16 protein-coding genes and 1 pseudogene are annotated in these 20,307 nt (G+C 45.6%); 5 read left to right on the top strand and 12 right to left on the bottom strand.

Going from position 1 to position 20,307, the window contains the following annotated elements; genetic code table 11:
- Nucleotides 1-53: 53 nt before the first annotated feature.
- The 3 genes from cysE to QUB33_RS14155 form a co-directional block, all read right to left on the bottom strand.
- Entirely contained in the window at nucleotides 54-785 is a 732-nt protein-coding gene (gene cysE / locus QUB33_RS14165; RefSeq protein ID WP_445299525.1) for a serine O-acetyltransferase, read from the bottom strand.
- 156 nt (nucleotides 786-941) lie between these two features.
- The gene (locus tag QUB33_RS14160) at nucleotides 942-2,885 is read right to left on the bottom strand and encodes an ATP-binding protein (protein ID WP_333351261.1); all 1,944 of its coding nucleotides are present in this window, start codon (nucleotides 2,883-2,885) and stop codon (nucleotides 942-944) included.
- A 216-nt stretch (nucleotides 2,886-3,101) separates the two neighbouring features.
- Nucleotides 3,102-4,133, bottom strand: a complete 1,032-nt coding sequence (locus QUB33_RS14155) for a sulfate/molybdate ABC transporter ATP-binding protein (RefSeq protein ID WP_333351260.1) — start codon at nucleotides 4,131-4,133, stop codon at nucleotides 3,102-3,104.
- A 517-nt stretch (nucleotides 4,134-4,650) separates the two neighbouring features.
- On the opposite strand from QUB33_RS14155, the gene gltD reads away from it, so the two are divergent.
- Nucleotides 4,651-6,135, top strand: coding sequence for a glutamate synthase small subunit (gene gltD / locus QUB33_RS14150; RefSeq protein ID WP_333351259.1), 1,485 nt, complete (start codon nucleotides 4,651-4,653; stop codon nucleotides 6,133-6,135).
- 340 nt (nucleotides 6,136-6,475) lie between these two features.
- On the opposite strand, the gene QUB33_RS14145 is transcribed toward gltD, so the two are convergent.
- The 3 genes from QUB33_RS14145 to QUB33_RS14135 all read right to left on the bottom strand — a co-directional run bounded on the left by QUB33_RS14145 (nucleotide 6,476) and on the right by QUB33_RS14135 (nucleotide 10,978).
- A complete protein-coding gene (locus QUB33_RS14145) occupies nucleotides 6,476-7,084 on the bottom strand; it encodes a transposase (protein ID WP_333351258.1) in 609 nt (202 codons plus the stop codon).
- A gap of 182 nt (nucleotides 7,085-7,266) precedes the next feature.
- A complete protein-coding gene (gene priA / locus QUB33_RS14140; RefSeq protein ID WP_333351257.1) occupies nucleotides 7,267-9,828 on the bottom strand; it encodes a primosomal protein N' in 2,562 nt (853 codons plus the stop codon).
- Nucleotides 9,829-9,907: 79 nt separating this feature from the next.
- Nucleotides 9,908-10,978: an ATP-binding protein gene (locus tag QUB33_RS14135; RefSeq protein ID WP_333351256.1), complete on the bottom strand. Its 1,071-nt coding sequence runs from the start codon at nucleotides 10,976-10,978 to the stop codon at nucleotides 9,908-9,910.
- A gap of 335 nt (nucleotides 10,979-11,313) precedes the next feature.
- Here QUB33_RS14135 and QUB33_RS14130 point away from each other — a divergent pair, with 335 nt between their 5' ends.
- Genes QUB33_RS14130 through QUB33_RS14120 form a run of 3 tightly spaced genes read left to right on the top strand, consistent with a single transcriptional unit; the run spans nucleotide 11,314 to nucleotide 12,748 of the window.
- A complete protein-coding gene (locus tag QUB33_RS14130) occupies nucleotides 11,314-11,604 on the top strand; it encodes a hypothetical protein (RefSeq protein WP_333351255.1) in 291 nt (96 codons plus the stop codon).
- Nucleotides 11,594-12,538: a fused MFS/spermidine synthase gene (locus QUB33_RS14125; RefSeq protein WP_333351254.1), complete on the top strand. Its 945-nt coding sequence runs from the start codon at nucleotides 11,594-11,596 to the stop codon at nucleotides 12,536-12,538. Before QUB33_RS14130 ends, QUB33_RS14125 begins: the two co-directional genes overlap by 11 nt.
- 39 nt (nucleotides 12,539-12,577) lie before the next feature.
- The gene (locus tag QUB33_RS14120) at nucleotides 12,578-12,748 is read left to right on the top strand and encodes a YqaE/Pmp3 family membrane protein (RefSeq protein WP_333063209.1); all 171 of its coding nucleotides are present in this window, start codon (nucleotides 12,578-12,580) and stop codon (nucleotides 12,746-12,748) included.
- A gap of 132 nt (nucleotides 12,749-12,880) precedes the next feature.
- Here QUB33_RS14120 and QUB33_RS14115 read toward each other — a convergent pair whose 3' ends face one another.
- Nucleotides 12,881-14,161, bottom strand: coding sequence for a lipid-A-disaccharide synthase (locus tag QUB33_RS14115; protein ID WP_333351253.1), 1,281 nt, complete (start codon nucleotides 14,159-14,161; stop codon nucleotides 12,881-12,883).
- 36 nt (nucleotides 14,162-14,197) lie between these two features.
- Here QUB33_RS14115 and QUB33_RS14110 point away from each other — a divergent pair, with 36 nt between their 5' ends.
- On the top strand, nucleotides 14,198-14,674 hold the full coding sequence (locus tag QUB33_RS14110; protein ID WP_333351252.1) for an ankyrin repeat domain-containing protein: 477 nt from the start codon (nucleotides 14,198-14,200) through the stop codon (nucleotides 14,672-14,674).
- A gap of 105 nt (nucleotides 14,675-14,779) precedes the next feature.
- Here the strand turns inward: QUB33_RS14110 and QUB33_RS14105 are convergent, their stop codons facing one another.
- The 5 genes and pseudogenes from QUB33_RS14105 to QUB33_RS14085 all read right to left on the bottom strand — a co-directional run.
- Nucleotides 14,780-15,802: a calcium-binding protein gene (locus QUB33_RS14105; protein ID WP_333351251.1), complete on the bottom strand. Its 1,023-nt coding sequence runs from the start codon at nucleotides 15,800-15,802 to the stop codon at nucleotides 14,780-14,782.
- A gap of 207 nt (nucleotides 15,803-16,009) precedes the next feature.
- Nucleotides 16,010-16,900 (bottom strand): calcium-binding protein, encoded by an 891-nt coding sequence (locus QUB33_RS14100; RefSeq protein ID WP_333351250.1) that lies wholly within the window; start codon nucleotides 16,898-16,900, stop codon nucleotides 16,010-16,012.
- 207 nt (nucleotides 16,901-17,107) lie between these two features.
- Nucleotides 17,108-18,184, bottom strand: a complete 1,077-nt coding sequence (locus tag QUB33_RS14095) for a calcium-binding protein (protein ID WP_333351249.1) — start codon at nucleotides 18,182-18,184, stop codon at nucleotides 17,108-17,110.
- A gap of 284 nt (nucleotides 18,185-18,468) precedes the next feature.
- Nucleotides 18,469-19,455, bottom strand: a complete 987-nt coding sequence (locus QUB33_RS14090) for a calcium-binding protein (RefSeq protein ID WP_333351248.1) — start codon at nucleotides 19,453-19,455, stop codon at nucleotides 18,469-18,471.
- An 89-nt stretch (nucleotides 19,456-19,544) separates the two neighbouring features.
- Nucleotides 19,545-20,087: pseudogene (locus QUB33_RS14085) on the bottom strand (transposase); the annotation flags it as partial.
- Nucleotides 20,088-20,307 lie beyond the last annotated feature (220 nt).

The raw sequence follows: 20,307 nt of genomic DNA, 5'->3' as shown, positions 1-20,307 counted from the left end.
ACATTGCAGCACGATAGTGTTGCGGGAAAAAATCTATATAAATTAAAGCTTTACTAGATTCCTGCACCGTCTAAAAACTGTGTGATAAATAAATCAGAAGACAAGAATAATTCATGTTTTTCGACCTCTGCTTGCTCTGAGTGAGTGGTTTTGAGCGGAGATAATTGAGACTTTAAAAAATCAACCTGCTCTTCTAAATCCTTAATTCTATCGAACAAAGCTCGAATCGCTTGAGCTTCCAAATCCGGTAGACCTTGAGAATTTAGAGGATCCTCCACCTGCTTTTTCCGAGAGATAATGCGACCGGGAATTCCCACAACTGTGCAATCGCTAGGGACATCCCGCAGCACTACCGAACCCGCACCAATCCGAACATTATTGCCAATTTGAATATTGCCTAAAACTTTAGCACCGGCTCCCACAACTACATTTTCTCCCAGCGTCGGATGCCGTTTTCCTATTTCTTTACCCGTGCCGCCAATTGTCGCTCCTTGATAAATTACAGCATAATCTCCAACGATCGCAGTTTCGCCAATTACCACTCCCATGCCGTGGTCGATAAACACGCCCCTACCAATTGTCGCACCTGGGTGAATCTCAATACCTGTTAAAAAGCGACTCAGTTGGGAAATCAAGCGCGGTACAAACGGCAGGCCAGCGGAATAAAGCCAGTGTGCTATCCGGTGCAAAAAAAGTGCTTGCAGTCCGGGATAGCAAAATAATACTTCCAGCCAGTTGCGCGCCGCGGGGTCGCGTTCGTAAATAATTTGCAAGTCACTGAACATATTTAGTCTCGCCGTGCTTGGGTTATACAGTATCGGCAGTGCCAACCGTTTAAGCTGCATAAAGCAGTATTGGTTTTGGCATTATTACATATAATACTATAACCCGACCGAATTACAGTAGTTAATGGGAAAAAAATTTTCCTTCCCCAGCCCTTTCTAAGCTGCCTCCGATATTTTCCGCGAAACAAACGGTACAGCTTGTCTGACTTCTTGGCGCAGGGGAATCTCGATCGAGAATTCCGTCCCCAATCCCGGTGTCGAATCGCAGCGCAGCGTACCTTTGTGCTTTTCTACGATAATTTTATAGCTGATTGACAGTCCCAATCCTGTCCCTTTTCCTACTGGTTTCGTCGTAAAGAATGGGTCAAACAGCCGTTTTTTGACATTTTCTGCCATACCGGGGCCGTTGTCAGATATCCGCACAATTATTTTGTCAGGACTTGAATATTGTGTGGTTATGGCGATCGCGATCGGATGGGCTTCCGCTGCTTCGGGTCCGCGATCGAGGTTGTAACTCTCAAGGGCGTCGATCGCATTAGCCAGAATATTCATGAACACCTGATTTAATTGTCCGGCATAGCACTCTACTAAAGGTAAATTGCTGTAGTTTTTAACAATCTCGATCGGCGGGCGATCGGCTGTAGCTTTCAGGCGACTTTGCAGAATTAGCAGAGTGCTGTCAATGCCTTCATGGATGTTGACAGGTTTCATTTCGCTTTCGTCTAAGCGAGAGAAATTCCGCAAAGATTGGACGATTTGAACAATGCGCTCGGCTCCTATTTTCATCGAGGACAGCAGTTGCGGCAAATCCTTGCTGAGAAAGTCCAAGTCAATATTTTTCAAATACTCTGAAATTTCCGAGGGAGGGGATAAATAGTTTTTTTGGTAAAGTTTTACCAACTCGAACAAATCCCTAGTATATTCGCTGGCGTGGTGGATATTGCCGTAAATAAAACTAATAGGATTGTTGACTTCGTGGGCAACACCAGCAACTAATAAACCCAAACTAGACATTTTTTCCTGCTGAATCAGTTGACTTTGAGTTTCCTGCAACTCTTGCAACGTTTGCTCTAGCTGTTTAGATTTAGCCGTGCGTTCTGCTGCTACTTTTTCAATTCGATCGGTATAATTCCACAAGCTCATGAGATAAAGTGTCGCTGCCCAACTTAAGATTGTCCCCAAAATTAAAACAGTCAAAGAACGCCAAAATGTTAGAGGATTAATGTACTCTGGCGTTAGCCGCAGTTGCAGCAACCATCGGCGATTTTCAATATTGAGAATGCGGCTACAACTGCTGCCGTCCGGGCAGTACGCTCTTTCCCCAAGCGGGAGTTTATTTTTAATATTTTCGTCGGTAATTATCCTTTTTGTCTTCGCTTCGTAAAAAGCAAGAAATTTTTCTGACTCAGGAGCCATAGCATCTTGAAGATACACATTAACAAAGTTGAGTTGAGTTTCCTGTAAAGCCGACTTAACAATAGCATCAATGAGCAAAATTCCGAAAGCAAAACCTTTCAAATTTTCTGGCTCTGTAGCAGCTAAATTTTGCTGCAACTCTGCGGTATCGCCCGGATAAGTGGGACTAAAGATTGGCAGGAAGACGAAGACGCCAGGGTGATTTTGTGAGGGCAATTTTTGGCGATCGGTCGCAATAATTTCTTGTCTTTTTGTGGCGTTTTCTAACGCTAGCCGATTGGCAGTTAAATCTAAGCTTAAAGCTATTTCCTCTGTCATAAATTGCGGAGAGCCTGAAAAACGGGGCAGCCAAGCGATCGCCTTTAGGCTCGGATGGCGGTAGAGGGCTGAACCAACAAATGTCTTCATTTCTGGTTTTTTAACGCCGTCAAATACGCTGTAAAATGCTCCCGCAGCCCGAATTATTTCTAAATTACCGCTAACATCTTTCTGAATGTCTGTAGCTATTTTGTCCAGGCGGTCTTGCAGTTCGGCTTGCATGGATTTATATTCCCAATTGTACGCGACTGAAGAAGCGATCGCAGACAATCCTAATCCTGCACAAAGTGTTAATCCTGCCTGGATGTAACGGCGATAACTAAGTAAAGTGCTAGTTGCTAAATTCTTGAATTTGTTAGCAGTCATATTCTTCACCTATCTTTTTTCTAGTTCTTCCAGGCTCTGCCTGGGATTTCTCGTTTTTCTCGTTCTCAGGCTCTGCCTGGGAATGAATTTCAGGAGGCTCTGCCTCCGATTTAGAGCCACGAGACAGCATTACCAGGCACGAGCCTGGTAACGATGTGGGAGCAGTGTTTTGTAGAAGATCCCGGATAGTATTTTGAGTAAGATGCAGCCGCTGATTTAAATTGAATAAGCAGGGAAAGTCATCGCGTGTTTGGGCTTTACGTAAACCTGCTGATCTCGTGTTAATTTTAGAGAATCGAAGCGCTCGCGACTCACGTAAGCTGTTACTACCTGCTCGGATTCTAACACTAACTCGGTTTGTATTTCCCGCCCTAAATGAATGATGCGGCTGACTGTTGCTAATGAAAAACCAGACTCCGGCTTAGTTTTAATTTCCACGTCGTGGGGACGCAAAAACACTACGTCCGAATGAGCGGCTCCATTATGGCGAGGCGTTGAGGCGTTGCTGGCGAACAAACCCGCAGCATTCGACAGCACATTGACTGGCCCAATAAAACTCATCACAAAAGCTGATGCCGGTTTGTCGTAAATTTCAGCAGGAGTGCCAACTTGTTCGACTCTACCTTTGTTCATCACCACAATTTCATCGGCTACTTCCATAGCTTCTTCTTGGTCGTGAGTCACAAAAACTGTGGTGATGTTAACTTCTTTGTGAAGGTTGTGCAGCCACGATCGCAATTCTTTGCGGACTTTAGCATCTAATGCTCCAAAAGGTTCGTCTAGCAGCAGCACTTTCGGTTGAACTGCTAGAGCTCTCGCCAATGCCACCCGCTGCCGCTGGCCGCCGGAAAGTTGCGAAGGATAGCGATCGCCCAAACCTGTCAACTGCACTAAATCCAAAAGTTCATCAACCCGCCTGCTAATAGAGCCTTTAGGAACTTTGCGAATCTCCATCGCAAAAGCTATATTTTTCCTAATACTCATGTGTTTAAATAAAGCGTAGTGCTGAAACACAAAACCGATATGCCTATCCTGCACCGACTGATGAGTAGCATTTTCACCGATCAGGTAAATCTGACCGCTGTCCGGCGGTTCTAGCCCCGCGATCATCCTCAGCAGAGTCGATTTCCCGGAACCGGAAGGCCCCAACAGCGCGACTAAAGATCCCTTTTTAATTTCCAAATTCACGTTGTCAATTGCGTGGAAGGAGCCGAAGTGTTTGGATACGTTCTGAATTGTAATGCTCATGAGTTTATTTACCTATTTCAGGAGTTAGCCAAGCTAACCCCGCTTATCTGACCGATTTACAGTAGTATATCTTTAAAATAATATTTTGCAACACCTGTAACTTTTTGTATTGTATTTCGATGCCCTCCTGATGGTGACTGCGCTTCAAAGTTGACGCTGGCGGGCCCGAAGAGTTAACCGTCAGCGTTTGCAGATGTGGGATTATCGGTGACGTGCGATCGTCCCAGAGTAAGCAATGCTGAAATTATGCAGAAACCGGGTTTGATTGACGAAAATACTGCATCAAAACCTTTAAAACCTTTAATCCCCGTAAAAAACCCGGTTTCTTTGCTGTAGCTCTATATTTTACGGCTGGCGACAATTCCCCGACTCCCGGCGATATTGAAGATTTCAGGTAGGAATTGCTCAATCTGAGGTGCGATCGCACACAATTTAGATCACAATAGTTAATTCAGAAGCCCGCCAGCTTCACCTTTGAGAAACTGACAGAATAGTAAATTCTAACCAGAACACCACTATGGGAAAACCAACAGGCTTTATCGAATTCTTGCGCGAATTGCCCTCCGAACTCTCACCAGTCGAGAGAGTCCACAACTGGGACGAATTTCACCTGCCAATGGATGAGGACAAACTCCGCACCCAAGGGGCGCGCTGCATGGACTGCGGCATTCCGTTTTGCCACACGGGCACAATTATCAGCGGCATGGCAAGCGGCTGCCCGATTAACAACCTCATCCCCGAATGGAACGACCTAGTATATCGCGGACTGTGGAAAGAAGCCCTAGACAGACTCCACAAAACCAACAACTTCCCCGAATTCACCGGCCGCGTCTGTCCCGCACCCTGCGAAGGCGCTTGCGTGCTCGGCATCAACAACCCGCCGGTGACGATTAAAAACATCGAAGCCGCAATTATCGACAAAGGCTGGGACGAAGGCTGGATTACCGCCGAACCACCCGCCAAACGCACCGGCAAAAAAATCGCCGTTATCGGTTCCGGGCCTGCAGGTTTGTCCGCCGCCGCGCAACTCAACAAAGCCGGTCATTGGGTAACAGTATACGAAAGAGCTGATCGACCAGGTGGCCTGCTAATGTATGGCATCCCCAACATGAAGCTAGACAAAGAACAAGTCGTAATGCGCCGCCTGAAAGTCCTTGAAGACGAAGGCGTGACATTCGTGTGCAACACCGAAGTCGGCAAAGACTTGCCAGCAGAACAACTGCTAAAAGAATACGACTCAGTTGTGCTCTGTACCGGCGCCACCAAACCCCGCGACTTGGGCATCCCCGGCCGGGAATTAAAAGGCATCCACTTCGCAATGGACTTCCTGACAGCCAACACCAAGGCAGTTTTAGACAAGAGCACCAACGATAACTTCATCTCCGCCGAAGGGAAAGATATCGTGATCATCGGCGGCGGCGACACCGGCACCGACTGCGTGGGCACCTCCATCCGCCACGGCTGCAAAAGCCTCGTACAGCTAGAAATCCTGCCCAAACCGCCCTCGGAACGCGCCGCCAACAATCCCTGGCCCGAATGGCCAAAAGTCTACCGCCTCGACTACGGCCAAGAAGAAGCAGCAGCCAAATTCGGCGACGACCCCCGCGGCTATCTCACCACGGCGACAAACTTCGAGGGCGACGAAAACGGCAATGTCAAAGCTGTGCACACCGTTGAAGTGGAGTGGGCGAAAAACGAGAAAGGGCAGTTCATTCCAAACCACATCCCGGGCACTGAAAAAGTGTTGCCCGCACAGCTTGTGTTGCTAGCGATGGGCTTCCTCGGCCCGGAACAGCCCTTGCTGGATGCCCTGGGATTGGAACGGGACGCCCGCAGCAACGTGAAAGCCGAACACGAAAAATATACAACCAGCATTCCGGGAGTTTTCGCGGCTGGTGACTGTCGCCGGGGACAAAGTTTGGTGGTTTGGGCAATTAACGAAGGGCGCGGCGTGGCCCGGGAGTGCGACCTTTATCTGATGGGGAGCACTGATTTGCCGTAAGACTCCCAACCAATAACCCAGATTAACCTGATGTTCGAGCTCATTCAAAAAATGTAGAGGCCGATTTACCTTTGGGCGGGGGCGGGTTTATTATATTGTTGGTTTCAGGCATAGATAGTTGGTAAAACCCGCTCCGACGATGGTCTGTAGGGGCGGGTTTTACCAACAATATTTGAAGCTGACAAACAATCTATAAAAACCCGCCCCCACCCAACCAATAACCCAGATTAACCTGATGTTTGAGAGCATCCCAACAATGTAGGGGGCGGGTTCATTATATTGTTGGTTTATGACAGAGATGGTTGGTGAAACCCGCCCCTACGAATCGATTGACATAATATTAGAGGACTATCGACTGTATATAAGATTTGCCATTCCATTCGATCGCCAGCGGACTAGATTCATTAATTTTGACTGAATTATGAGGATACAATTCATCTTTTCCCCACAACAAAGGATTATTAACAATATATTCACGAATGGCAACTAATGATTCTTCATTGCGGATGATATGTTCGTAATAACCCCGCTGCCACACCGATATGCCTGTCAAATATCGCATTTGGTTAATTCGCCGCGCCGAAGATGTTTTTAAACCCCGCACAATTTCCGACAAAGGATGGATTTTTGATTTTATCTGCCCAAATTTATCTAATTCTGTAGAAGTTATTTCGGGGCTGCCTTTCAAAACAATAATTCCATGAACGTGATTTGGCATCACAATAAAATTGTCTAATTCTACGTTTTGGTAACGTTTGGGAAGAATGGTCCAATTGAATAAAACAGTTTTCCCATAGGGACTCAATTGCATTTTATCATTAATAACTTCGCCGAATAAACATTCGCGCTGCCAACTGCAAATAGTGATAAAATACGCGCCGGGAGTCCTATAATCATATCCTGGCAGGCGAATAGAGCGGCGGTGGTGTTTGTTAGGATCGTATTTCATAATTTTGTTTCCATAAAACAGTTGTTCGTTGGGCGGGGGCGGGTTTATTAGATTGTTGGTTTCCGCCATAGATGGTTGGTGAAACCCGCCCCTACGATGGCCCTGTAGGGGCGGGTTTTACCAACAATATTTGAGGCTGACAAACAATCTAGAAAAACCCGCCCCCACCCAACCAATAACCCTCAACCAAAATTCAACGGATCGACATCAATAGTTAAACTAACAGAACGCGGCGTGCGATCGCGCAATCCGATCAAATCCGACACATCCACCGACTCATCCAAAGGCAACTTCAGCAAAATCTGCCACCGATAGCGATTTGCCACCCGCATAATCGTCGCAGGTGCAGGCCCCAACAACTCACACCCCGGTACAGACAATCGCTCAATATACTCCTGACAAACAGACGCCAATTGTACCGCCGTCACCGCCACTTCCGCCGCATCTACACTGCTCAACCGCAACAAAACCAGCCGCCCCGAAGGTGGATAATTCAGTGCCGCTCTTTCTGCTAATTCTGTTTCCACAAAATCTGTATATTCGTGTCGCCTAACTGCTTGAATTACCCGGTGTTCGGGAGTGTAAGTTTGAATAATTACCCGCCCCGGATCGTCGCCTCTGCCTGCACGGCCCGCGACTTGAGTTAATGTTTGAAAAGCTCGTTCGCTTGCCCGATAATCCGATAAGTTCAGCAACCCGTCAGCAGACACAACTCCTACCAATGTGACTCCAGCTAAATCTAACCCTTTCGTCAGCATTTGCGTACCCAACAAAATGTCAGCTTCCCCATTAGCAAATTGCGTTAACAATCTGCGGTGATCGCCCTTATTTCTAGTCGTATCGCTGTCAAATCGAATTGCCCGCAATTCTGGAAACAATCTCGTTAATTCCTGTTCGACTCGCTGAGTGCCGCTGCCAAAGTTTTTGAAGTAAGGAGAACTGCATTCCGGGCAGTTTTGGGGGTGTCGTTCCGTGTGGTTGCAGTAGTGACAGCGCAATATTTCTGCGCTTGCTTCGCCGACGTGGTGATAAGACAGGGAAACATCGCAGTTCGGGCATTCCATCACATAGCCGCAACTTCGACAAGAGACAAAGGTACTGTGTCCTCTTCTGTGTATAAATAGAATACCTTGCTGTTGTCTTGCTTGCAATTGTTCCAGCGCGTTTTGCAGGGAAGCACTGAAAATTGAGCGGTTTCCTTGCCGCAATTCTTGGCGCATATCGACTATTTCCACAGGCGGCATCGGGCGGGAATAAATGCGATCGGGCAATGATAAATAATGGATATTTGGTAACGAGTAATAATCTCGGCGCGTCCCCACCAAAGTCTCTAATGCTGGCGTTGCGGAACCTAAAATTAAGGGACAATTTTCTAATTCGGCGCGCCATTTGGCAACGGTGCGGGCATGGTAGCAGGGGGCTGGTTGGTCTTGTTTGAAGCTGCTGTCGTGTTCTTCATCGAGGATAATTAAGCCGAGGTGAGGTAAAGGCGCAAAAATAGCCGATCGCGTGCCGATGACAATTTGCGGGGTTCCTGTCAGCATCTGACGCCATGTATCGTAACGTTCGCCGTCGGATAGGGCACTGTGGTACACGCAAATTTGCTCGCCAAAACGGGCGCGGAATCTGTCTGTAAGTTGCGGTGTGAGGCCGATTTCGGGAACGAGTACGAGGGCGGATTTGCCGCTGGCTAAGATGGGGGCGATCGCTTGCAAATACACTTCGGTTTTCCCGGAACCTGTAACGCCGTGCAGCAGCACTTGACGGAAGCCCGAAAAAGAGTTAATAAACGCTAAAGCTTGAGCTTGAAAATGAGTTAAAGTTTTGGGTGCATCGGGCAATTGAGAAATTCCGCGATCGCCCCTGATCACTTCCCTTTGATCGATAACAACGCTACCTTTTTGCTCCAAAGCTTTGACAACCGAAGAACTCGCACTGCAAATTCTCAGCAAATCGTTGAGCCACATTTCACCGCCACCGCGCCGCAAAACTTCCAATACTTCTTGTTGCCGCTTGGTTAAATCTGTGACAAATGCACTAGCAATTAATGTCACTGCCGGTTTGAGTTGTGCTTTGGGAGGATGGGGCGGTTCTAAATAACTTTCTACCCAACCGCGTTTCAATAAATCTTTCAATCCCCGATAACTTCCCTTAACTTGGCGCTGGAGGTACTGCCAAGTGTAATCGCCGTTTTTTTGAGCTTGCAGCAATTGCAAAATTTGATTTGCTGCGGGATTGAGAAATGTTTCGGCATTCGGAGAAATTGCGCCCTTAATTAAGCGAATTCGGCGCACGGAACGGCTTAACAAACCGGGCGGCAGCGAGGCTCTAATTACTTGAATTAAAGGTGTGCAATAATAGGTGGCAGTGCGATCGAGCAATTCCCAATAAGTAGGTGGGAAAAAGCCCGTACTTACAACATCTTCGACATCTTTAACCCTTGTGGGATCTAAGTCGGGCGGCAGTTGAGAAATGAACCGAATTGCGATCGCGCCTACCTGTTGACTGCCAAAGGGTACACTCAAGATATCCCCTGGTTGCACGGTAAGTTCCGCAGGTAAACGATAGGTAAATAACTTGTTTTCCTCCCCTGGGGAGTCCCCCGCAACCCTGAAAGGAGAGTCCACCAATACCTCAATCCACTCTGCTTGCACGGTGGGGCGCTGTGGCGGTTCGCTGCTGCCGTAGGATGCCCCGGCCTCTGCCGCTATAGGGGTTGACAAACCAAAAGTGACAGTAGACATAGGGTTGCACATCAAACTAGGAGGAGCCGCGGTCAAAGGGAGTTTTCATTATCCCTCAGTTTAGCTCGATCGATCGCTGTTAGCTGCGGGAATTGGCGATCGGAATCTCGATCACGAATTCAGTACCTTCTCCCATTGCGGATATGCACTCCAACCTCCCGCCGTGTTTGTCCACAACAATTTGATAGCTAATTGACAGTCCCAAGCCCGTCCCGTGGCCGACTGGTTTTGTGGTGAAAAACGGATTGAAAATTTTCCCTTTTACAGTTTCATTCATTCCCAAACCGTTATCTTTGATGCTAATTCTCGTCCAGTTTTCGGAAAAAATAGAAGTAGTAATTACAATCTGGCTGGGGTTGGCTTCTATTTCGCCTATGGAAAGCTTTTGATCTCGCTCCCGCACGGCATCAACAGCATTATTAATGATGTTCATAAATACCTGGTTTAATTGCCCCGCATAACATTCAATTTTGGGCAATTGGCCATAATTTTTAACAATTTTTATAGCCGCATGACCGGGTTTTTCTTTAGTTAAATTTTGCAATATTAACAAGGTGCTGTCAATTCCTTCGTGAATATTAACTGGTTTCTTTTCTGCTTCATCTACCCGCGCAAAGTTGCGTAAAGTCAGCACAATTTCACGGATGCGCTCCGAGCCAACTTTCATTGAGGAAAGAGTTTTCAACAAATCTTCGCGCAGAAAATTGAGGTCAATTTTGTCAATAAAAGCTTCAATCTCTGCATCTGTTTCGGGATACCGATCCTGGTACATTGCGAGCAATTTTAAAATGTCGCCAGCGTAATCATTGACATAGGTAATATTGCCGTAGATGAAGTTGACGGGATTGTTGATTTCGTGGGCGATACCAGCTACCAAAATCCCCAAAGCCGACATCTTTTCGGCTTCGATCAATTTGAGCTGCATTGTTTGCTGGTCTTCCAGAGCTTTTTCTAGTGTAGACATTTTTGCTTTTAAAATATTTTCGGACTCTCTAAATTCCTCAGTGACTATTTTTAGCAAAGATTCTTTTTTTTGATTAAGGGCTTCTAATTGGTTGCGTTCGCTTTCCGAAGTTTCGAGTTTTTTCCGCAGGATTCGATTTTCCTTGTCCAGCTCTTTGATTCGGTTTTCCCAGTCTTTTGGTTCCATCGGCTATTATTTTGAACCTAAAAATAGTGTCTGAACAGTTTTATTAATAAATTTAATTGCACCCTTTACCTAGTTAGAATTTCGGCGCCCCTCGCCTCGGCAATTTTGTCCGAAAAATTCAACACTTCCTTTAGTTGTCTTGATCTAAAAATCTTATCTAAGATACATTCAAAATGTCAACATATTAATAACAAATCTCGTTAAAACCGATCGCTACTTTTCTTCCCCGTACTCGCATTTGTGGGCTTTTCATCCGATTATTGATAAATAACCAGGGCGATCGCAAACTTATAAAGGCGGGCCCAGCGCAAAAAAATGCCCGATTCAGACAACCTTTGTACAAAACCCGTCGGCAATGCAAAGCGAAAATATTAAATGTGAGTGCGATCGACTCCGGGGCGGCGGGAAAAGTGCGATCGGCTGGGCGCGCGATCGCGCACAAGCAATCTCAAGTAACAAGCTCGTTGCTCTCTCCCAGAACGCAATCACACTATAGCATTGCTGAGAAATCTCACTTTAATGTGTCGATCGTACTCACACACCCGCACCATTTTGTGCTAATAACTACTACTTGTGACAACATCGACACAGCCGTTTATATTTGGAGAGTAATTGATGTCAGGTAGCGAAGTTCGTGCCGATTTTTGGATGAGCGAGTACATTACCCCTTGGGATATTTACGTTCACGGCGTCATCGCGGTGCTCGCTTACAAGAAAACAGCCTATCAAGAAATGTATGTCGTTCAGACCGGTACTTACGGCAAAGGCTTAGTTTTAGACGGTAAGTGGCAATCTTGTACAGGCGACGAGTTTCTGTACCACGAACCCCTGGTACACCCAGCCATGATTTGTCACGGTTCACCCAAAAAAGTCCTCGTTCTCGGCGGCGGAGAAGGAGCTACAATTAGAGAAGTGCTGCGCTGGAAAACAGTTGAAAAAGTCGTGATGATCGATATTGACGGCGAAGTAGTAGAAGCTTGCCGCGAACACCTGCCAGAAATGCACCAAAATGCCTTTGACGACCCGCGCTGCGAAGTAGTAATCGGCGATGCTTTGGACTATTTAGATAAAACTGACAAGGATTGGGATATTGTCATTTCTGACTTGTCAGATCCCATTGAAGAAGGCCCATCTTTCCAGTTGTTTACCAAAGAGTATTTTGAGAAAGTTCGCAGCGTAATGTCACCTAACGGATATTTCGTAGTGCAAGCGGGCCCCGTTTCTCCGGCCGAAATGAAAATGCACGCTCGCATTGTAAATACCCTGAAATCTGTTTTTTCCAATGTTCAATCCTGCACCAGCTTTATTTCTACTTATGGAGCTCCTTGGGGTTTTGCCGTAGCTTCTAATCAAGAAATAAATACGCGACCCGATCCCGAAGCTACTGACAAATTACTCGCCGAGCAAACAACTGGCGGGTTGCGGATGTTCGACGGAATTACACTGTTGGGGTTGATGCAAGTTCCCGGTCACTTGCGGCAGGTAATCGCCGCTGAAACCGAAGTTTACACTATGGCAGCACCGCCTAAGTTTTTCGGGAAAGGTTCGGTTGGTCAGTGAAGTTAAATTCAAAGAGAAATGTAGTTTGGAGTAACTGAGATGAACAATTTAATTCGCATAGTCGCTGCCATTTTTCTTCCCCCGTTGGGCGTATTTTTGACGGTCGGCATCGGTACTGATTTTTGGATCAACCTGGTTCTCACGTTTTTGGGCTTTATTCCCGGCATCATTCACGCTGTTTGGGTGATTGCTAAGCACGATCGACCTTAACTTGATCTCAAATCCAGTTTTGGGATAATAAACAGGCAAGAGAAAATAAGTTTTCTTTTGCCTGTTTTTACCACTTAATGTCTATTAAACCTGCGTTGATCCGCGTTCCTCTGCGGTTAGAAATAAAAAAATCTAATTCTTCTCAGAATTTGATTGCACCTTAATTTCTTCACAAACCAATTCAGCAATTTTTTTCGCCGCCCCCGATTCTCCTCGAACCGCACGCAAACGATCGCCCATTTGTGCTAACTTTTCAGCATGGCTCAAATAGTCGATCGCCAATTGAGCTATTACCTCCGGTTCCAGCTTCCCAATTAACTCCGGCACAATCTCCTCCTGTGCCCAAATATTCGGCCAAGCATAAAGCTTACCCTTTCCCAATTGCCAGATTAGCCAATTAATCGCAGTCGCAAAAGCTGAACCGACTAACGGCAAATTTGCCAGCAATCCCGGCAATCCGTCCCAAGCTTTCATCGCATCCAATTGCTGCGTCGGAATCAAAACAATCATCGGTACAGCTAACGAACCCAATTCCGCAGTATTCGCTCCCACAGTAGTTAAACAGAGGCTGCATTCTGAGAGCAAATCGTAGGCGGGCGTCTGCGTCCAAAGTTCTACTTGCAAGTTATTTGCTGTCTGCAAAAACGGCCGTTCTGTTAAATGAAGTTCGGCGCTGGCGTTCTCAAATAAATGCAGGCAAGGATTTTGTTCAGGGTCGGCAAAACGTGCTAGAGTTTGCACATCTATGGTAGGAGCAACGGGAATTACAAAGCGAGTTTCAGGGCGGATGCGGTGGATGGATTGGGCGATCGACAAACATAACGGTACACCTAAAGCTAATTTAGCCGCTTTAGAACCGGGCAACAATCCAATTAATTCTATTTTCCGTAGGGGCGGTGCCCCCGTGTCCGCCCTGCCCGATTTCCCCTTCCCTACTTCCGCAATTAAATCTCCGACAACTGTAAATTTCTTAGCATATTTTTTGGGAATTTTAGCAAAAACTTCGGGTTTCATAGCCGCAAATTTATCAATCCAGCGATACCACCGCGCGTCCCATTCAGCATAAATAACAGTGCGATATTTTAGCCTTTTGCCAATAACAACTGTAAAAAATTGATCGCCGCCTAAAAATAAAACAACTCCTGTTTCATACCAATCCCAATTTTCAGCAGTTTTGCCTGATAATAAGAATGGAAAAAAATGCTCCGGTGCTTGAACTCGGTCAACTTCTGGGTAGGAACAAGCGATTTGTGCTTCTTTCCCGGTGGCGTGCGGACAGGGGGACAGCACCACAGAGATTCGCGCTTGAGTGCCCGCGTTTCCCAATTGCTCGCGCAAAGCTTGCACGGCGGGACGTACCCAAGTTGCCAATTCTCCGGGGCCGTTGGAGAGGATTAAAATATCGACTGTCATAGGATTTAATATTTGAGAGGATACAAGGGAGAATTTATGACAGATTTAATTGATGCCGTCAAGACGGGTGATGTTGCGGCTGTAGAAAGTGCGATCGAACAGCGTGCAGATATCAATGCCAAAGATGAGGAAGGTGCGACGGCTTTGACGACTGCGGCTGAGGCTGGCAATTCTGCGATCGTCAAAAAATTGCTGGAGGCTGGTGCGGATGTCAACAGTCACGACAATGACGGGTGGACGCCGTTAATGAGTGCCGCTGCTGCCGGACATACGGAGATTGTACAGCTTTTGCTGGAGGCGGGAGCGGATGTGAATGCTAAAACTAATTTTGGTTTGACGGCTTTGATGAGTGCTGCAGGTAGCGGGCGCACTCAAGTTGTGGAATTTTTAATCGATAAAGGAGCTGATATCAAAGCTAAGGATAATAATACTTGGACTGCGTTAATTTGGGCGTCTTCGGAGGGTCACAAAGATGCGGTTGAGGTTTTGAAGCTAGCGCGCGATCGGCATTAAAGACTTAGAAACCGGGTTGATTCGAGGAACCCGGTTTCTTGAGGGTCCAATTAATTATCCCACCGAAAGCAGCAATCAGGCAAATCCCGAATAGCTGCGAGATTTTTATCCAAGTAAAAGTCTCGGATAAGACGATTCTGGTAATAGATTCAACTTGAGATTTCCGCCACCTTCAATAACCGCGATCGTGTCACCGCGGCTGGTTTGGCTAACTCCATTTTGATCGAAGGGCAAGCCGTTCGTTTGGATTGCTAAATCTCGATTATTGTTGGTGGGAACCAGAATGTAGGGATCTAAGGAAGACCCACCGAGTTCGATTCTATCCTGACCTTGGGTAAAGTTCCGAATTGTAGCAAAACCCGGCCCAATGTAGAAAGTTTTAGATCCACGAAAAAACCCTCTACTGCCTATTAAAGCTTCCCCGAACACGAATGTATCGCGACCGATACCGCCAATCAGAGTATCGAATTCGTTGCTGCCGTCACTTTCACTCGCCCCGGAGCCTACTTCAACTCCAATTAATTGGACATTCCCCACACCAACGCCTGTGAGGATATCATTGCCGGGGCTTCCGACAAAAGTAGCGGAGCGCCTCTGCTCAAATTGCCCAAATTTGAAATAATGTTCTCGACCAGTTTTCAAGGCTCCTGACTCAACAAACGGCGAGATGTCGGGGTTGTCGATTAAATATCTGGGTTCCCTAAAAGAAGTCGCAAATCTGCCCTCTTTATTTCCGAATTTGATGAAGTGCTGGTAGCCATTTTTGAAAGTTCCGTTCTGAACAAGTGGTAGCAGTTCTTGGTTATTTGCTAAATAAAAATCTTCGTTGTACTCAGGCGATACGCGGGTGCGGCCTTCTTCGTAGCCAAACTGAATAAATTGGTCTAAACCAGACGCAAAAGGCGCGTTTTGATTATTGGCGGTGCGAACAAAGGGAGCAAGATCTAGATTTTGAGCTAGATAGGTTTCTTCGTCAAAGTAACGCGATACTTTGGTGAGACCGCGGGCTTGACCGAACTTTTCAAAGTGTTCTCTGCCGGATTTTATAGTTCCTGAATCAATGGCTGGTTTGACCCAAGGATATTGCGCCAGATAGTATTGTTCGTCAAAAATGTCATAATTTGTCATAATTATTTCTCCAAGCTTAGTCTGCTTACTCGTGGGTTAAACTTGACCCACTATAACGCTACTCTACTAACTCACGAGGTCAAGTTAATTATTGTTAACCCTGTTTGATTATTTTTATGGCAAACACAAAAGTGCGACCGCCCTTTTTACGAATGTGCGATCGCACCGACAACAGCCCAAGCCAAATTTCCAATAGCTTCTAGCTTTTCACCCAAGTGAAAGTCTAAAACTATCGTTTCCCAATGTTGATAATTGATTCAATCTGAGATTACCGCCGCCTTCAATAACAGCGATTGTGTCAAACGGAGCGGTTATGGTAACTCCATTTTCAAGGAAGGAATAGCCCCTGGTTTGGATAGCTAAATCTCGATTATTGTTGATGGGAAACATCAATATGTTTTCTAAGGGCTTACTGATCTGGATGTTATCCTGACCTTGAGTAAAGTTCCGAATTGTAGCAAAACCCGGCCCGACGTAGAACGGCTGGGGTGCAAACGCGTCCCCCAACCTGGAGCGGAGAACGTCCGCGAGCACGAACGTATCGCGGCTACTACCACCAATGAGAGTATCGAATTCATCGATTCCATAGCTTCGGATTTGTCCAGGTAAGGAACGTAATTCAACTCCTATTAATTCGACATACGCCACCCCGGAACCACTGAGGATGTCATTGCCAGAAGTTCCGGAAAAAGTCGCACTGCTTCCGAATTGAATGAAATGCTGGTAGCCACTTTTAAAAGTTCCATTCTGAATAAACGGCAGCACATATCGGTTACTTTCTAGATAAAACGCTTCGTCATAATCAGGTGATACTTGACTGCGACCCTGTTCGTAACCGTATTGAATAAAGTGGTCTAGTCCTGTAGTAAAAGGCGCGTTTGGGTTGTTGGGGGTGCGGATCAAGGGTTTGAGGTCTGGATTTCCTTCCAGGTAAGTATCTTCGTCAAAATACCGTGATATTTTTGTGAGGCCAGCGGCTTGACCAAATTTTTCAAAGTGTTCTCTTCCAGATTGGATGAGTCCTGCGTCAATGGCTGGTTTCAGCCATGGATATTGCGAAAGGTAGTATTGTTCGTCAAAAATGTCATAATTAGTCATAATTTTTGCTCCAAGCTTAGTCTGCTTACTTGTCGGTTAAACTTGATCCACTATTACTAATTCTACTAACTCAGTATGTCAAGTTAATTATTTTTAAGCCTGTTTTATTATTTTTAGGGCAAACACAACAGTACGATCGCCATTTTTGCGAATGTGCGATCGTACTCGCCAGCAGACAAAGATAAATCCCCAATAGCTGCGAGATTTCTACCCAAGTAAAAGTATCGAAAAAGAAGATCCTGGTAATTGATTCAACTTGAGATTTCCGCCACCTTCAATAACAGCTATCCTGTCAAAGCTACTAAGTTCGGAAGATCCATTTGGACGCAAGACTGACAAGCCGTTCGTCTCGATAGCTAAATCTCGATTGTTGTTGACAGGAAATACCAAGAATTTATCTAAGGGCTCTCCGTCAGAATTACCTGATGCTAGCTGGATGCTATCCTGACCTTGGGTAAAATTCCGAATAGTAGCAAAACCCGGTCCGATATAGAGCCTTGTTGGGGAACTGAATCCCTTACCACCACTGCCTGGTAAAAGGTCACCGAGCAGGAATTTATCGCGGCCGCTACCGCCAGTGAGAATATCGAATTCATTACTGCCCTCACTTTCATAATTTCGACCGGGGATGGAAAAGCCATCACTGTTTGTAACATAACCTACTTCAACTCCAATTAATTCGGTATTTCCCACCCCAGCACCGGTAATGATGTCATTCCCGGAAGTTCCGATAAAAGTCGCAGAGCGGTTGGGATCGGAAGTTCCGAACTTGAAGTAGTGTTCGCGACCAGTTTTCAAGGCTCCCGATTCGACAAGTGGCAGAATGTCGGGGTTTTTTCCTAAGTATTCCGTTTCAAAAAATGAAGTCCCAAACTGACCGTCTTTGATGCCGAATTCAATGAAATGCTGGTAGCCATTTTTAAAAGTTCCATTCTGAATAAACGGCTGCAACTGTCGGTTATTTGCTACATAAAACGCTTCGTCATACTCAGCAGATACCCGAGTGCGACCTTCTTCGTAACCGTATTGGATAAAGTGGTCTAGACCCGTCGCAAAAGGTGCACTTGGGTTGTTGGGGGTGCGGACTAAGGCAGCGATGTCTGGGTTGCCAGCAAGGTAAGTAGCTTCGTCAAAATACCGCGATACTTTGCTTAAGCCGCCGGCTTGACCGAATTTTTCAAAGTGTTCTCTTCCAGATTTGATAACTCCTGCATCAATGGCTGGCTTGACCCAAGGATATTGAGCAAGGTAGTATTGTTCGTCAAAAATTGCGTAACTAGCCATGTTTTTCTACTACGGATTTAATGATTTTGATATTTAGAAACCAGGTTTCTCAAGGGTACCATTAATTAATTAAAGTTGTTAACTTTCTGTCATGGTACTGTTCGATACTGGCACGATGAACACGGTTCTCGGTATTTGACGGTCGAAGAAAAAGCTGAGCCAGCAGAAGAACAACTCCATCGCTATCGACAGCAATTTGACAACTGCTATAATCTGAGTTCAGTAGGGTGCGTTATTAACGCACCCTACCATGTTAACCGAGAAAGAGATAACCGAGGTTCTAGTTATTTAAGGAATAGGTAGAAAGTGCCGTCCCCCTGTGGCTGAATTGTAGACCTAGATAAATTTTTTCCCTCAATAATACCAATTGTTTCATATCTTGGGCTGAGGATTATGAACTCGTTAGCATCTTCCATTGTTGTGTAGATATCGGGTGAGCCTGCCAACTGGATCTTGTCATTGTCTTTATCAAAGTTCCGAATTGTAACTATACCGGTGATATCCGCATAGAGTGTACGGGATGTGGGATTACCGGAGGTAGCAGGAACTCCGAGTACGAATGTATCCTTCCCAGGGCCGCCGATCAGGACATCAGATTCATCACTTCCAAAGCTTTCATACTGCCGATTGCCTTGGGGATCGATACCTACTTCAACTCCAATTAATTCGGCATTCCCTACCCCTACACCAGTGAGGATATCATCGCCGCGGCTTCCGACAAAAGTAGCGGAGCGACTAGGCTCAAATTGCCCAAATTTGAAATAATGTTCTCGACCGGTTCTCAAGGCTCCCGAGTTGACAAACGGCACAATGTCGGGGTTTTCTTTTAAGTATTCCGGTTCAAAAAATGAAGTCCCAAAACGACCGTCTTTGAGTCCGAATCGAATGAAATGCTGGTAGCCTGATTTGAACGTTCCGTTCTGAACGAACGATTGCAACTCTGAGTTATTTGTCAAATAAAAATCTTCGTTGTACTCAGGCGATACGCGGGTGCGGCCTTCTTCGTAGCCAAACTGAATAAATTGGTCTAAACCAGACGCAAAAGGCGCGTTTGGATTGTTTGGGCTGCGAACCAAGCGAGCAATATCTGGATTTTGAGCTAGATAGGTTTCTTCGTCAAAGTAACGCGATACTTTGGTCAGGCCGCCGGCTTGACCAAATTTTTCAAAGTGTTCTCTGCCGGATTTTATAATTCCTGCATCAATAGCAGGTTTCACCCAAGGATATTGCGCCAGGTAGTATGGTTCGTCAAAAATTTCATAATTAGTCATAAGTTGTACTCTAAGCTTAGTCTGCTTACTTGTCGATTAAACTTGACCCACTATAAATAACTCTACGAACTCACTATGTCAAGTTATAGTCATTTCAAATAAGTATGAGACACTTTTTCTGCACAATAAGCACGAATAATTTCATCCAGAGATGTGCCAGGAGACGCATACATTTTAGCTCTCTTTAATGCACTAAAATCATGCTCAATATCATTTAAGTCAGGAGAGTATTTTGGTAAAAATATTATCTGATGACCCGCCGACTCAACCAATAGTCTAATGACCGTCTTACGATGAATGGGTGCATTATCCATAATTAATATAGATGGACTTGTTAAATCTGGTAACAAATATAAAGATAACCATCCTTCAAATCCTTCTGCATTCAAACTACCCATAAAGAGCATTGGTGCAATTAAGTCCTTCTTTCCTTTTCTCCTTGCTGCTACTAAGTTTTCTCTTTTTCCCCGTTTTCCTGGTCTTTCACCATAGACTTTTTTTCCTCTCTTTGCCCAGGCACAAACACAACCTTCAAATTCCTCAAATCCTGATTCATCAATGAATACAATGTTTTTACTGCCATAAAGTTTAATTAATTTTCTCAGATTTCTGTAGTATTTCAGTAAGGATTCAGGTCAAAAAAGACTTAAGTATCAAAAGCTGGTAAGTAGGTCGGCGGGAAAAATCACCAGTATGTAACAAAACATTAAGTAGGGTGACGGGACTTAAATTTAATACGTTGTGTACTGTAGTTTCCTCTTTTGCCTCTAGCTTCTACTCCATCAATTACGGCGTAGGCGAGTTCTAATTCATCGTCAAACATTTGCCCGGCTAATTCATCTTCTTTAATGT

The sequence above is a fragment of the Microcoleus sp. B3-A4 genome (assembly GCF_036705385.1).
Classification (GTDB): domain Bacteria; phylum Cyanobacteriota; class Cyanobacteriia; order Cyanobacteriales; family Microcoleaceae; genus Microcoleus.
This window is presented reverse-complemented; position numbering and strand designations above follow the sequence as displayed.

Excerpts from the sequence above, each read along its gene's own strand:
- QUB33_RS14100 (WP_333351250.1), bottom strand. The coding sequence starts at position 16,900 with ATGACTAATTATGACATTTTTGACGAACAATACTACCTTTCGCAATAT.
- QUB33_RS14155 (WP_333351260.1), bottom strand. The coding sequence starts at position 4,133 with ATGAGCATTACAATTCAGAACGTATCCAAACACTTCGGCTCCTTCCAC.
- QUB33_RS14125 (WP_333351254.1), top strand. The coding sequence starts at position 11,594 with ATGTCAGGTAGCGAAGTTCGTGCCGATTTTTGGATGAGCGAGTACATT.
- QUB33_RS14120 (WP_333063209.1), top strand. The coding sequence starts at position 12,578 with ATGAACAATTTAATTCGCATAGTCGCTGCCATTTTTCTTCCCCCGTTG.
- cysE (WP_445299525.1), bottom strand. The coding sequence starts at position 785 with ATGTTCAGTGACTTGCAAATTATTTACGAACGCGACCCCGCGGCGCGC.
- QUB33_RS14090 (WP_333351248.1), bottom strand. The coding sequence starts at position 19,455 with ATGACTAATTATGAAATTTTTGACGAACCATACTACCTGGCGCAATAT.
- QUB33_RS14105 (WP_333351251.1), bottom strand. The coding sequence starts at position 15,802 with ATGACAAATTATGACATTTTTGACGAACAATACTATCTGGCGCAATAT.
- QUB33_RS14135 (WP_333351256.1), bottom strand. The coding sequence starts at position 10,978 with ATGGAACCAAAAGACTGGGAAAACCGAATCAAAGAGCTGGACAAGGAA.
- gltD (WP_333351259.1), top strand. The coding sequence starts at position 4,651 with ATGGGAAAACCAACAGGCTTTATCGAATTCTTGCGCGAATTGCCCTCC.
- QUB33_RS14110 (WP_333351252.1), top strand. The coding sequence starts at position 14,198 with ATGACAGATTTAATTGATGCCGTCAAGACGGGTGATGTTGCGGCTGTA.
- QUB33_RS14095 (WP_333351249.1), bottom strand. The coding sequence starts at position 18,184 with ATGGCTAGTTACGCAATTTTTGACGAACAATACTACCTTGCTCAATAT.
- QUB33_RS14145 (WP_333351258.1), bottom strand. The coding sequence starts at position 7,084 with ATGAAATACGATCCTAACAAACACCACCGCCGCTCTATTCGCCTGCCA.
- priA (WP_333351257.1), bottom strand. The coding sequence starts at position 9,828 with ATGTCTACTGTCACTTTTGGTTTGTCAACCCCTATAGCGGCAGAGGCC.
- QUB33_RS14115 (WP_333351253.1), bottom strand. The coding sequence starts at position 14,161 with ATGACAGTCGATATTTTAATCCTCTCCAACGGCCCCGGAGAATTGGCA.
- QUB33_RS14160 (WP_333351261.1), bottom strand. The coding sequence starts at position 2,885 with ATGACTGCTAACAAATTCAAGAATTTAGCAACTAGCACTTTACTTAGT.